The organism is Micromonospora sp. DSM 45708, from assembly GCF_039566955.1.
In the GTDB taxonomy this organism is placed as follows: Bacteria; Actinomycetota; Actinomycetes; order Mycobacteriales; family Micromonosporaceae; genus Micromonospora.
Genome location: NZ_CP154796.1, coordinates 698,716 through 711,807 on the forward strand (window position 1 = coordinate 698,716; position 13,092 = coordinate 711,807).

General features: G+C 74.9%; 9 protein-coding genes. 7 read left to right on the top strand and 2 right to left on the bottom strand.

Features of this window, described 5'->3' with window-relative positions; translation table 11 throughout:
• Positions 1-100 precede the first annotated feature (100 nt).
• The 3 genes from VKK44_RS03420 to prfA all read left to right on the top strand — a co-directional run bounded on the left by VKK44_RS03420 (position 101) and on the right by prfA (position 5,303).
• A complete protein-coding gene (locus VKK44_RS03420; protein WP_343445382.1) occupies positions 101-3,553 on the top strand; it encodes a phosphodiester glycosidase family protein in 3,453 nt (1,150 codons plus the stop codon).
• A gap of 339 nt (positions 3,554-3,892) precedes the next feature.
• Positions 3,893-4,117: a 50S ribosomal protein L31 gene (gene rpmE, locus VKK44_RS03425; RefSeq protein ID WP_181570044.1), complete on the top strand. Its 225-nt coding sequence runs from the start codon at positions 3,893-3,895 to the stop codon at positions 4,115-4,117.
• A 97-nt stretch (positions 4,118-4,214) separates the two neighbouring features.
• Entirely contained in the window at positions 4,215-5,303 is a 1,089-nt protein-coding gene (gene prfA / locus VKK44_RS03430; RefSeq protein WP_343445383.1) for a peptide chain release factor 1, read from the top strand.
• A gap of 36 nt (positions 5,304-5,339) precedes the next feature.
• Here the strand turns inward: prfA and VKK44_RS03435 are convergent, their stop codons facing one another.
• The gene (locus VKK44_RS03435) at positions 5,340-6,893 is read right to left on the bottom strand and encodes a GGDEF domain-containing protein (RefSeq protein ID WP_343445384.1); all 1,554 of its coding nucleotides are present in this window, start codon (positions 6,891-6,893) and stop codon (positions 5,340-5,342) included.
• Positions 6,894-6,966: 73 nt separating this feature from the next.
• On the opposite strand from VKK44_RS03435, the gene prmC reads away from it, so the two are divergent.
• The 4 genes from prmC to VKK44_RS03455 all read left to right on the top strand — a co-directional run bounded on the left by prmC (position 6,967) and on the right by VKK44_RS03455 (position 11,395).
• Complete coding sequence (gene prmC / locus VKK44_RS03440; protein ID WP_343445385.1) at positions 6,967-7,914, top strand: peptide chain release factor N(5)-glutamine methyltransferase; 948 nt, start codon at positions 6,967-6,969, stop codon at positions 7,912-7,914.
• On the top strand, positions 7,914-8,558 hold the full coding sequence (locus VKK44_RS03445) for an L-threonylcarbamoyladenylate synthase (protein ID WP_458351652.1): 645 nt from the start codon (positions 7,914-7,916) through the stop codon (positions 8,556-8,558). Before prmC ends, VKK44_RS03445 begins: the two co-directional genes overlap by 1 nt.
• On the top strand, positions 8,559-9,170 hold the full coding sequence (locus VKK44_RS03450; protein WP_343445386.1) for an arsenate reductase/protein-tyrosine-phosphatase family protein: 612 nt from the start codon (positions 8,559-8,561) through the stop codon (positions 9,168-9,170).
• A 113-nt stretch (positions 9,171-9,283) separates the two neighbouring features.
• Entirely contained in the window at positions 9,284-11,395 is a 2,112-nt protein-coding gene (locus VKK44_RS03455) for a transglycosylase domain-containing protein (RefSeq protein ID WP_343445387.1), read from the top strand.
• 156 nt (positions 11,396-11,551) lie between these two features.
• On the opposite strand, the gene VKK44_RS03460 is transcribed toward VKK44_RS03455, so the two are convergent.
• The gene (locus VKK44_RS03460; protein WP_343445388.1) at positions 11,552-13,018 is read right to left on the bottom strand and encodes an SDR family oxidoreductase; all 1,467 of its coding nucleotides are present in this window, start codon (positions 13,016-13,018) and stop codon (positions 11,552-11,554) included.
• Between the last annotated feature and the right edge of the window lie 74 nt (positions 13,019-13,092).

A 13,092-nucleotide genomic window follows, 5' to 3' on the forward strand; every position in this document is an offset into this window, starting at 1 on the left:
CCCTCGTTCGCGTGACCGGCACCCCGGCTTGCTGAAGTTTTTCTACGGTTCAGCCGCTGGGTATTGAAACTTCTATTCACAGTCGGGTTGACTGTCGTCCATGCGATTGCGCAGTCGATCCATCCGTTCCGCGGGCGTCCTGCTGCTGACGCCGTTGCTCACCCTCACCGCGCCGACGCCGCCGGCCGTGGCGGCCACGCCGTCGACCACGGTCACCCCCACGGCCACGCCGGCCGAGGACGCGCCGGCGGCCTCCTCCCGGCCCGAGTCGGCGGTCACGCTGGCCGGGGTGGAACCCGCCGGCGGCCTGGAAACCGCGAAGACCACCCGGCCGGTCGCGCCCGGTCTCGACCTGACCTCCTTCGACCGGTACGACGCCGCCGGCTGGCTACGGGCCGACGCGCTCACCGCCGACCTGTCCGGCGGGTTGACCGTGGACTACGTCAACTCCGGCGCGGTCACCCGGGACGAACCGCTGCGGGCGGCGGTGGACCGGTCCCGCGCCGTGGCGGCCGTCAACGGCGACTTCTTCGACATCAACAACTCCGGCGCCGCCCAGGGCGTCGGCATCCGCTCCGGCGAGCTGGTGCAGTCACCGGTGGCCGGGCACCCCAACGCGGTCGGGATCGGCGCTGGCGGCATCGGCCGGGTGGTCGAGGTCGGCTTCGAGGGCACCGCCGCACTGCCCGGCGGGCCGGTGCCGCTGACCCAGTTCAACAACATGGTGCAGCGCGACGGCGTGGGCGTGTTCACGCCGCTCTGGGGCGCGTACCCCCGGCAGCGCGCGGTCGACGGCGCGGCGCGGGTGGTCGAGGTGACGGTGACCGGCGGGCGGGTGGCCGCGGTCGCCACCACGGCGGGGGAGGGGCCGATCCCGGCCGGCAGCACGGTGCTGCTGGGCCGGGAGGCCGGGGCGGACGCGCTCGCCGCGCTGCGTCCCGGCGACCCGGTGGACCTGTCCTGGCGTCCGCGCGCCTCCGACGGCGGCGACCTGCGCGCCGCGGTGGGCGGCGGCAACGTGCTGGTCCGGGACGGCGTGGTGCAGACCATCGCCGACCAGTCGCTGGCCCCGCGTACGTCGGTCGGGTTCTCCGCCGACGGACGCCGGATGATCATGCTGACGGTGGACGGCCGGCAGGTGGACAGCCGTGGCGTCACCCAGACCGAGATGGGCCGGATGATGGTCGAGCTGGGCGCCGCGAACGCGCTCAACCTCGACGGCGGCGGCTCCTCCACGCTGCTGGCCCGGGAGCCCGGCGCGGCGGCGGTCCAGGTGGAGAACAGCCCCTCCGACGGCAGCGAGCGGCCGGTGCCGAACGGGCTGGCCGTCTACGCGCCGAAGGGCAGCGGCCGGCTCACCGGGTACTGGCTGGAGACCGCCAGCGACCCGACCGCCGCGCCCGGCGTCGCCCCGGTGCGGGGTGGACGGCCGGACCGTGTCTTCCCCGGCCTCACCCGCCGGCTCACCGCCGCCGGTTATGACGAGACGTACGGGCCGGCGGCCGGCGCGCCGCGCTGGCACGCCACCCACGGCCGGGTCGACGACGACGGGGTGTTCCGGGCCGGCAGCCCCGGCCGGAGCACCGTCACCGCCGCGCGTGGGCGGGCCCGGGGCACGCTCGACCTGACCGTGCTCGGCCCGCTGGCGCGCGTCGACGGCACCGTCGACCGGGTCGGCCTCGACCGGGCGGGCGACACCGGCCTGTTCGGCGTGGTCGGCTACGACGCCGAGGGCAACACCGCGCCGATCGAGCCGGCCGACCTGCGGCTGGAGTACGACCGCGACCTGCTCTCCGTCACCCCCACCGCCGACGGCAACCTGTCCGTGACGGCGCTCGGCGGGTCCGGATCGGCGCTGGTCACCGCCCGCGTCGGTGGGCACAGCACGGTGCTGCCGGTGACGGTGGGGCTGACCGACGTGCCGGTGGCCGGCTTCGACGACGCCGCCTCCTGGACGTTCAGCCAGGCCCGGGCCGCCGGCGCGGTCGCCCCGGCCGACGGGCACACCGGCACCGGCCTGCGGATGTCGTACGAGTTCGACAGGTCCACCGGCACCCGCGCCGCGTACGCCGACCCGCCGGCCTGGATCGACGTGCCGGGTCAGCCGCAGGCGTTCGGCATGTGGATCAGGGCGAACGGCACCGGCGAGTGGCCGAGCCTGCACCTGCACGACGCGCAGGACACCCAGTTCGTGCTGCGCGGCCCGTACCTCGACTGGACCGGCTGGAAGTACGTCGAGTTCGCGGTGCCGCCGGGCGTGCAGTACCCGGTGCGGGTGCGCCGGTTCTACGTGGCCGAGACCGATCCGGCGAAGCAGTACCGCAGCGAGGTGGTGATCGACGACCTGGTCGCCCGTGTGCCGCCGGACGTGCAGGCCCCGCCGGAGCCGAACCGCACCGACCGGGTGGTGCTGCGCGACGGCACCGTGGACGGCGCGCCCTGGCGCTTCGCGGTGCTCTCCGACGCCCAGTTCGTCGCCGCCGACCCGGACAGCGAGCTGGTCGCCCAGGCCCGCCGTACGCTGCGCGAGGTCCGCGCCGCCCGACCGGACTTCCTGATCATCGACGGCGACTTCGTGGACACCGCGTACCCGGCCGACTTCGCGCTGGCCAAGCGGATCCTGGACGAGGAGCTGGGTGGCGAGGTGCCCTACCACTACGTGCCGGGCAACCACGAGATCATGGGCGCCCCGATCGACAACTTCCGGAGCGTGTTCGGGGACACCTCCCGCGTCTTCGACCACCGGGGCACCCGGTTCCTCACGTTGAGCACGGCCAGCGGCTCGCTGCGCGGCGGCGGCTTCGACCAGGTGGAGCTGCTGCGCCGGACGCTTGACGAGGCGGCGGCGGACCGCGCCGTCGGCTCGGTCGCGGTGCTGTTCCACCACCCGCCGCGTGATCCCGGCCCGGCCAAGGCCAGCCAGCTCGGCGACCGGAAGGAGGCGGCCCTGGTCGAGCAGTGGCTGGCCGACTTCCAGCACCGCACCGGCAAGGGCGCGCTGATGGTGAACGGTCACGTCGGCACGTTCCACGCCGACCGGGTGGACGGCGTTCCGTACGTGATCAACGGGAACGCGGGCAAGGACCCGTCCACCCCGGCCGGGCTCGGCGGCTTCACCGGCTGGACCGAGTTCGGGGTGGACCCGGTCACCGCGCGGGAGGCGGAGCGGGCCCGCCGCGACCCGCTCGCGGAGGGGCCGGAGTGGGTGGCCGCGGAGACGCACGCCCACGTGGACCGGCTCGCGCTGGACGCGCCGGCCCAGGTACGCCTCGGCGCCCCGGTGGCGGTGTCGGCCACGCTCACCCAGCCCGGCGGTCGGCAGGTGCCGGTGGGGCCGCCGGTGAGCGCCGACTGGGCCGGCTCGCCCAATCTGCACGTCGGCAACGCGGCCGGGGTACGCCCGTGGCACGTGGCCCGGTTCGACCCGTCGACCGGGCAGCTCACCGCGTTGCGTCCCGGCGCACGGATCCTGCTCACGGTCACCGTCAACGGCGTACGCGCCGAGGCGACGGTGGCCACCACCGCGGCGGCGCAGGCGCGCCCCGCCGCGTAGGTCCCGGCGGGGGCTCCTCGACCTGGGGGAGGAGCCCCCGCCGGACCCCCGGGTCTTCGTCTCGCCGATCATGAAGTTGGCGGCGACAAAACGGACCGACACCCCGGTCGACTTCATGATCGACGGGGTCGGGCGGCGGGGTGGGGAGTGGTGGGGCGGCGGGTGGGAATGCGGGGAGGTGGCCGGGCGTTACGGCTGCCGGACCTGCTGTGCCGGCCGGCCGACGCCCATGGCACACTGGTCAATCGGCCACCGGTTCCGGTTCACGCCCGAGCCCGTCACCACGACGGGGCACACCGACGGCGACCCGGCGACCACCCACGAAAGGACCGAGGCGACATGAAGCCCAACATCCACCCGGAGTACACGACCACCGAGGTCCGCTGCTCCTGCGGCAACACGTTCACGACCCGCAGCACCGCCAAGGGCGGCGCCATCAGCGTCGAGACCTGCAGCGCCTGCCACCCGTTCTACACCGGTAAGCAGCGCGTGCTGGACACCGCCGGTCGGGTCGCGAAGTTCCAGCAGAAGTACGCCAAGGTCCAGGCCAAGAAGGCCAAGTAGCTCCGTCGACGACGCCCGTGTCCGGCTCCGTGCCGGGCACGGGCGTTCGTCCGTTTTCCGCCGGTGTCGTCGTGTCGTCCGAAGGAGCATCCGCAGCATGAGCAGTGAGCGCCTGGCCGCCCTCCTCGACGAGTACGCCGAGCTGGAGAAGCGGCTGGCCGACCCGGCCATCCACGCCGATCAGGGCACCGCCCGGCGGGTCGGCCGGCGGTACGCCGAGCTGGTGCCGCTGCACAAGGCGGCCGGCGAGCTGGAGCAGGCCCGTGCCGACCTGGTCGCCGCACGCGAGCTGGCCGCCGAGGACCCGGCGTTCGCCGCCGAGGCGGACACCATCGCGGCCAGCCTGCCGGCGCTTGAGGAACGGCTCGCCGAGCTGCTCATCCCGCGTGACCCGCACGACGCCAAGGACGTGATCGTCGAGATCAAGGCCGGCGAGGGCGGTGAGGAGTCGGCGTTGTTCGCCGGCGACCTGCTGCGGATGTACACCCGCTACGCCGAGCGCCGGGGCTGGACCACCGAGGTGATCGACGCCCAGGACTCCGACCTCGGCGGCGTGAAGGACGTCTCGCTGGCGATCAAGACCAAGGGCGTGCCGGAGGGTGGCAACGGCGTCTGGTCCCGTCTCAAGTGGGAGGGCGGCGTGCACCGGGTGCAGCGCGTCCCGGTGACCGAGTCGCAGGGCCGGATCCACACCAGCGCGGCCGGCGTGCTGGTGCTGCCCGAGGCGGAGGACGTGGACGTCACCATCGACCCGAACGAGCTGCGGATCGACGTGTTCCGCTCGTCCGGGCCCGGTGGCCAGTCGGTCAACACCACCGACTCGGCGGTCCGGATCACCCACGTGCCGACCGGCATCGTGGTGTCCTGCCAGAACGAGAAGTCGCAGCTCCAGAACCGCGAGCAGGCGATGCGGATCCTGCGCGCCCGGCTGCTCGCCGCGGCCCAGGAGCAGGCCGACGCCGCGGCCTCGGACGCCCGCAAGGCGCAGGTCCGCACCGTGGACCGGTCGGAGCGGATCCGCACCTACAACTTCCCGCAGAACCGGATCACCGACCACCGGATCGGCTACACCGCGTACAACCTCGACCTGGCGCTGGCCGGCGAGCTGGACGGGGTGCTCGACGCGCTGACCGAGGCGGATCGCGCGGCCCGGCTGGCCGGCGAGACCGAGCTGTCCCGCCGCTGACCGCCGGTGCGTCGACGGGCGCCCCGCCTCGCGCCCTCAGCTCGCGCGGAGGCGGTCCTTGGCGCGCAGCATCTCCCGGTCGGCCAGCTCGAACGCGGCGCCGAGCGCCTCCCGGACGCTGATCGTGGTGCTGCCGTCGACCTCCGCGAACCCGATGGTCACCCCGACCGGGGTGCCCGGGACGAGGGTGTCCCAGTCCTCGGTGCGCACGGCCGCCTCGATCCGCCGGGCCACCTCGACCGCCTCCGGCATGCCGGTGTCCGGGAGCACCACGACGAACTCGTCGCCGCCGTAGCGGGCCACGAAGTCGCCCCGCCGCATCACCCGGTTGATCACGCCGGCCACCCGTTGCAGCACCAGGTCACCGGAGTGGTGCCCGTGCCGGGTGTTGACCGCCTTGAACCCGTCGAGGTCGCAGACGCCGATCACCACCCGCTCGCCCCGGGACACCACCGCGCCGAGGTAGCGCTCCAGCCGGCGCCGGTTGGGCAGGCCGGTGAGCGGGTCGGTGAGCGCCTCGCCCTCGTACCGGGCGGCCTCCCGGCGCATCTCCTCGTGGTCGATCCGGGCCGCGATGCCGTCGATGTAGACGTCCCGCAGGCGGTCGCTGCGCCGGGCGGCCAGCCGGAACGCGTGCCGGTCCGCGCGGTGCGCCCCGGCGTGGTCGCCGGCCCGGGCCAGCGCGATGCTGCGCAGCCGGGGCGGCTCGGCCGCGCCGAGCGTCTCGTCGGAGACCCGGATCGCGTCCAGCCGGGTGACCGCCTCGATCGGCCGGCCGGCGGCGACCGCCAGGCAGACCTGGCCGAGCTGGCGCAGGTCGCGGGCGCGGGCGCTGTCCCCGCCGTGGCCGAGCAGGCGGGTCGGGTCGGCGTCCCCGGCGGACTCCACCCGGTCGCCGAGCGCGGCCCGGCGGGCGGCGGCGTACCCGTAGGCGGCGAGGCTGCTGGGCCGCAGATTGCCGGCCCGCCCGCCGCGCAGGAACCGGGCCAGGTCGCCGGCCACGTCGCGCAGCACCCGCAGGCAGCCGTCGCTGTCGCCGTTGTGGTCCAGGGCCACCGCGTTGCGCAGCCGGATCCCCGGCGCGGCGAACGTCTCCTCCGGGATGCCCGCGCTCAGTCCGACCTCGCGCGCGCGTTCGATCGCGCCGAGCGCGTGGCCGTGGAAGCTGAGGTACGAGTACGCCATCGCCAGGTCGTGCCAGCCCCAGGCGGTGTCCCGGTCCGGTGTGTCGTCGGCGCCGAGCGCGCGGGCGGCCCGGACCAGGTGCATCACGCACCGGTCGAGCGCGCCCTGGTGGTGGGCGGCGAGCGCGGCGAGCGCGTTGAGGTGCCCGTGCAGGTAGGGCTCGGCCAGGTCCCGTACGGCGGCGGAGGCGTCCTCGACGGCGCGGGTGAACTCGGCGGTCCGACCGAGATTGATCAGCGCGGACAGGCGCTGCACCAGCGCGTCGGCGCGGGCGTACTGGTCGTCGGTGGTGCGGATCACGCGCTCGAGCAGCACGCACGCCTCGGCGGAACGGCTCGCCTCCTGCAACGCACGGGCACGTCGGAGGGCGTCAACCTGGTCCTCGACCTGGTCGAGCCAGCCCACTCGCGACCTCCCTGCCGTGTGCGCCCGGACGCACCCGCTCGTGTGGCGACCCGCGACGCTTCATGATTATTGCGTGAGCACACTCCCACAACACCCGTCCGAAGGGACAGAACGCGAGCGCGTCTCGCCGGTGATCGTCCGGACGGCCCGCGCGCTGGCCGCCGCCGGCGTCGAGGCGCCCCGGGCGGAGGCCGAGCAGTTGGCCGCGTACGTGCTGGGGGTGCCGCGCGGGCGGCTGGCGCTGGCCGACGGCTTCACCCCGGCCCAGCGCGACCGCCTCGCCGCCCTGCTCGACCGGCGGATGGCCCGGGAGCCGTTGCAGCACCTCACCGGCGCGGCCGGCTTCCGGCACCTGGAACTGGCCGTCGGGCCGGGCGTGTTCGTGCCCCGGCCGGAGACCGAACTGCTGGCCGGCTGGGGCGTCGACGCGGCCCGGCGGCTCGCCGCGCCGCTCGTGGTCGACCTGTGCAGCGGCTCCGGCGCGATCGCGCTCGCGGTCGCCCAGGAGGTCCCGTCGGCCCGGGTGCTGGCGGTGGAACGCGCGCCGGCCGCGCTGGCCTGGCTGCGCCGCAACGCCGCCGCCCGGGCCGCCGCCGGCGACCGGCCGGTCGAGGTGGTGGCCGCCGACGTCACCGACCCGGAGCTGCTGGCGGCGCTGGCCGGCCGCGTCGACGTGCTGCTCTGCAACCCGCCGTACGTGCCGCGCGCGGTGACGGTGCCGCCGGAGGTGGCCGGCCACGACCCGGACGAGGCGGTGTTCGGCGGCGCGGACGGGCTGGACGTGATCCGGCCGGTGGTGGCCCGCGCCGCGACGCTGCTGCGCCCGGGCGGGGTGATCGGCGTCGAGCACGACGACACGCACGCCACGGCGGTGCCGGCCCTGCTCGCCGCCGACGGCCGGTACGAGCGCGTGGCGGAGCACCGGGACCTGGCCGGGCGGCCCCGGTGGGCGACCGCGTCCCGGTCGGCGGACGGCCGACACGCCGACCCCGGCGCGGCGTGGCAGACTGACTCCTCGTGATGCTCTACGACTGTCGGTCGCCCGCCGACCGGGACCGCGGCATCGCCGCTGCCATCGAGGCGGTCAAGAACGGGGAACTCGTCGTCCTGCCGACCGACACGGTCTACGGCATCGGGGCGGACGCGTTCACGCCGTACGCGGTGAAGGCCCTGGCGGACACCAAGGGCGGCGCCCGGCAGGCGCCGCCGGTGCTGATCGGTTCCCGGCACACGCTCGACGGCCTGGTCTTCTCGCTGCCCCAGGCGGCCCGGGACCTGGTCGAGGCGTTCTGGCCGGGCGCGCTGACGATCGTGGTGGAGCACTCGCCGAGCCTGGCCTGGGATCTCGGCGACACCAGCGGCACGGTGGCGGTGCGGATGCCGCTGCACCCGGTGGCGCTCGAGGTGCTGCGGGAGACCGGGCCGATGGCGGTGGCCTCGGCCAACAAGATCGGCCAGCCCGCCGCGCTCACCGCCGAGGAGGCCCGCGACCAGCTCGGCTACGGCGTCCGGGCCTACCTGGAGGCCGGGCCGGCGGTGGACCCGGTGCCGAGCACCATCGTCGACCTGACCGGCGAGGTGCCGCGGGTGCTGCGCCAGGGCGCGGTGTCGTTGGCGAAGCTGCGCGAGGTGGCGCCGGACATTCTCGACGACCGGGGGGTCTGAGTGCCGCCCTTCACCGTCCTGCACGTCTGCATGGGCAACATCTGCCGGTCGCCGATGGCCGAGCGGCTGCTGCTGCTCGCCGTGCGGGAGCGGCTGGCCCGGCTCGACGTCGACCCGACCGGCTCGGACGCGCTGGTGCACAGCCACAGCGCCGGCACCGGCGGCTGGCACGCCGGTGAGGAGATGAACCCGCCGGCCGCGCGGCAGGTGACCGCGCGCGGCGGTGACGTGGCCGGGTTCGCCGCGCGGCGGTTGCGCTCGGATCTGATCGACGCCGCCGACCTGGTGCTCACCGCCACCGCCGACCAGCAGGAGTACGTGGTGGCGCTGCGGCCGGACGCCGCCGGGCGCACGTTCGTGCTGGGCGAGTTCGGCCGGCTGCTGGGCGCGCTGGACCGGTCCGCGCTGCCGCCCGCCGAGCGGACGCCGGAGGCGGTGCACACCCGCGGGGTCGCGTTGGTGGCGGCGGTCGACGCGGCCCGCCGGGGCGACTCCGCGTTGCCCACCGACGACCTGGACGACCCGTGGGGTCGGGGCGACCAGTGCTTCAGCCGGGTGGCCGACGAGATCGAGGAGACGGTCCAGCCGCTGGCCGCCGCGTTGCTGCCCTGAGGTTCATCCTTTCTCGCGAACTTCCTGCGCATTTCAGCGAAGGTGCCCGGCCAAAACGGCGAATCCGGTCATTCTTGACGGGTCCGTACGGCCGGCTCCTGCGGGGAGAGCTGATGAACCGCGCCCATCTCGACAAGCTGTTCACCGTTCTGCTCGCCGGCGTGCTCGCCGGCCTGGCCCTGGCCGCCGCCGCGCTGCCGGCCGCGCTGGTCTTCGGGCTGGGCGTGAAGAACCTGATGCCGTACACCGAGCTGCCGGAGGCGCTCCGGGCGCCGCAGCCGGCGCAACGCGCCAACCTGTACGCCAACGACGGCCGTACGCTGATCACCTCGTTCTACGTCGAGGACCGGGTGGACGTGCCGGTCGGCGAGGTGGCGCCGGTGATGCGCGACGCCATCGTGGCCGCCGAGGACGTGCGCTTCTACGAGCACCACGGCGTCGACGTACGGGGCGTGCTGCGGGCGTTGACGGCCAACCGCAAGGAGGGCACCCGGCAGGGCGCCTCCACGCTGACCATGCAGTACGTGCGCAACGCGCTGGCCGGTGACCCCCGGCTGACCGAGGCGCAGCGGACCGCGGCCACCGAGATCACCGCCGGCCGCAAGATCCGCGAGATGCGGTACGCGCTGACGCTGGAACGCCAGGTCGGCAAGGACGAGATCCTCGGGCGCTACCTGAACATCGCGTACTTCGGCGCCGGCGCGTACGGCATCGCCGCCGCCAGCAAGCGCTACTTCTCCACCACGCCGGACCGGCTCACCCTGGACCAGGCCGCGCTGCTCGCCGGCCTGGTGCGGGCGCCGGACCACGACGACCCGATCAACGGCGACGCCGGGGCGGCGCTGGACCGCCGGGCGTACGTGCTGGACCGGATGGTGGAGACCGGCCGGGTGAACGCGGCGGAGGCGACCGCGGCCAAGGGCACCGAGCTGGACCTCAAGCCCAGCACCACCCCGAACGACTGCGCGGCGGTGCCGGCCGGCCACAACGACTGGGGCTTCTTCTGCGACTGGTTCACCCAGTGGTGGAACGCCCAGCCGGCGTTCGGCAAGACCGTTGACGAACGGCAGCGCACGCTGCGCCGTGGCGGGTGGTCGATCGTCTCCTCGCTCGACCCGGACGTGCAGGCCAAGGCGAGCGAGCAGGTGCGGACGATCTACCCGGAGACGATCGCGCGGGCCGCGCCGACCGCGGTGGTGCAGCCCGGCACCGGGCGGGTGCTGGCCATGGCGGTCAACCGCGGCTACGGCGTGGGCGACAACCCGGCCGGGCAGCAGAACTACCCGAACACGGTCAACCAGCTCGTGGCCGGGGGCGGCAGCATCACCGGCTACCAGGCCGGCTCCACGTTCAAGTTGTTCGCGCTGCTGGCCGCGCTGGAGGCCGGACTGCCGCTGGACACCGAGTTCGACGCCCCCCCGGTGTACGTCACGAAGTACCCGATCACCGGCGGCCCGGCCAGTTGCGGCGGCCGGTGGTGCCCGGCGAACGCCAACACCTACTGGATGGACGGCGACCGCGACATGTGGGACGCGTTCGGCCGCTCGGTGAACACCTACTTCGCCTGGCTGACCGAGCGGGTCGGCGCGGACCGGGTGGTCGAGATGGCCGAACGGCTGGGCATCGTGTTCCGTGCGCCCCAGGACGCCAAGCTGGCCCGCGACGGGGCGGCGAGCTGGGGCCCGTTCACGCTGGGCGTCTCCGCCACCACGCCGCTCGACCTGGCCAACGCGTACGCCACGGTCGCCGCCGAGGGGACCTGGTGCCGGCCCACCCCGGTCACCTCCATCACGGACGCGACCGGCCGCCGGGTTGCCGCCGGCGACGCCGACTGCCGGCAGGTGCTGGACACCGAGGTGGCCCGCGCGGCGGCCGACGCCAGCCGCTGCCCGGTGGGCGACCAGTCGATGTACCGCAGGTGCGCCGGCGGCACGGCCGAGGAACTGGCCCCGGGCCTGCGCCGCCCGCTGGCCGGCAAGACCGGCAGCTCGGAGCGGAACGCCACGGAGACCGTTGTCGCGTTCACCCCGCAGCTCGCGGTGGCCACCATCGCCGCGAACCCGGACGACCCGCGCGACGCGGTCGGCGGCGGCGTGCAGAAGCGGCAGATCGCCGCCGTGGGCCGCATCCTCGCCTGGGCACTGCGCGACCAGCCGGTCCGCGACTTCGTTCCCCCGGGCGAGGCGGTCGCCTTCCACCACACCAGCCCCCGCACCGGCAACTGACCCACCCCGCCCCTCACCCCCCGCCCCCCTCCCCGTCGGGCGCTGTTTCCCGGAAAGAGTGGCCAAGCGGCCAGGAATAGGCACTCTTTCCGGGAAAGAGGCCGCGTGGGGGTGGCGGGCGAGGGGAGTGGGCGGGCGAGGGGGAGTGGGGGTGGGTTAGGGGGTGGGGTGTTCGGCGTTGCGGGCGATGTTGCGGGCCATGCCGCCGAAGACGACGGCGTGGAACGGGGCGACCGAGGCCCAGTAGAGGTGGCCGGGCAGGCCGTGCGGGAGGAAGACGGCGCGCTGCACGTAACGGCTGTGGCCGGCCTCGGCCGGCTCGGCGCGCATTTCCAGCCAGGCCCGGCCGGGCAGCCGCATCTCGGCGCGCAGCCGCAGCAGCTCACCCGGGACGATCTCCTCCACCCGCCAGAAGTCCAGCGCCTCGCCGACCTGGAGCCGGTGCGGGTCGCGCCGGCCCCGGCGCAGCCCCACGCCGCCGACCAGCCGGTCCAGCCAGCCGCGCACGGACCAGGCCAGTGGGAACGAGTACCAGCCGTGCTCGCCGCCGACGCCCTCGATGACCCGCCACAGTGCCGCCGGCGGCGCGCTCACCGCCTGCTCCCGCAGGTCGGTGTAGGCGGTGCCACCGGACCAGTCCGGGTCCGACGGCAGCGGCTCGGCCGGCGCGTCCGGCCCGCTCGCGGTCGACCAGCGCGTCTCCACCGCCGCGTCGCGCACCTTGGCCAGCGCCAGGCCGACCGCCTGGTCGAAGCCGGTCAGCCCGTCGGGCGGGTCGGGCACGTACCGGGCGATGTCGTGCTCGTGCGCCACCGCCTCGTGGATCAGGCTCTCCACCAGCGGGCGGGCGATCGCGTTCGGCACCGGGGTGATCAGGCCGACCCAGTGCGAGGAGAGCCCCGGGGTGAGCGGGCGCACCGGCAGGATGAGCCGGGGCCGCAGCTCGGCCACCCGGGCGTAGCGCTGCATCATCTGCGTGAACGTCAGCACGTCCGGGCCGGCGATGTCGAAGCCGCGGTTCACCTCGGGCGGCAGGTGGGCGCAGCCGGCCAGGTAGCGCAGCACGTCCCGGACCGCGATCGGCTGGATCCGGTTGCGCACCCAGCGCGGGGTCACCATCGCCGGCAGCCGCTCGGTCAGGTAGCGCAGCATCTCGAACGAGGCCGAGCCGGACCCGATGATCACCGCGGCCCGCAGCACCGCGGTCGGCACGCCGCTGTCGAGCAGGATCCGGGCCACCTCCGCCCGGGAGCGCAGGTGCGCCGAGGGCAGGCCGTCCCGTTCCGCCGGCTCCGGCCCCCCGAGGTAGACGATCCGGCGTACGCCCGCGGCGCGCGCCGCCTCGGCGAAGTTCGTCGCCGCCTCCCGGTCGGCCGCCTCGAAGCCGCGTTGACCGAGCGAGTGGACCAGGTAGTACGCGACCTCCACCCCCTCGAACGCGGCCGGCAGGGTCTCCGGGCGGCGCAGGTCGCCCTCGACGATCTCCGCCTCGGCGGCCCAGGGCACGTCCCGCAGCCGCCCGGCCTTGCGGGCCAGGCAGCGCACGGTGTGTCCCTCGGTCAGGAGCCGGGGCGCGAGGCGCCCGCCGATGTAGCCGGTGGCACCGGTGACGAGGCATCTCACGGGCTCCAGTGTGCGGCTCCGTAGACTCCTTCGCTGTGGAGAACGCGAGGGAGCGGCAGATGATCACGGTGTTC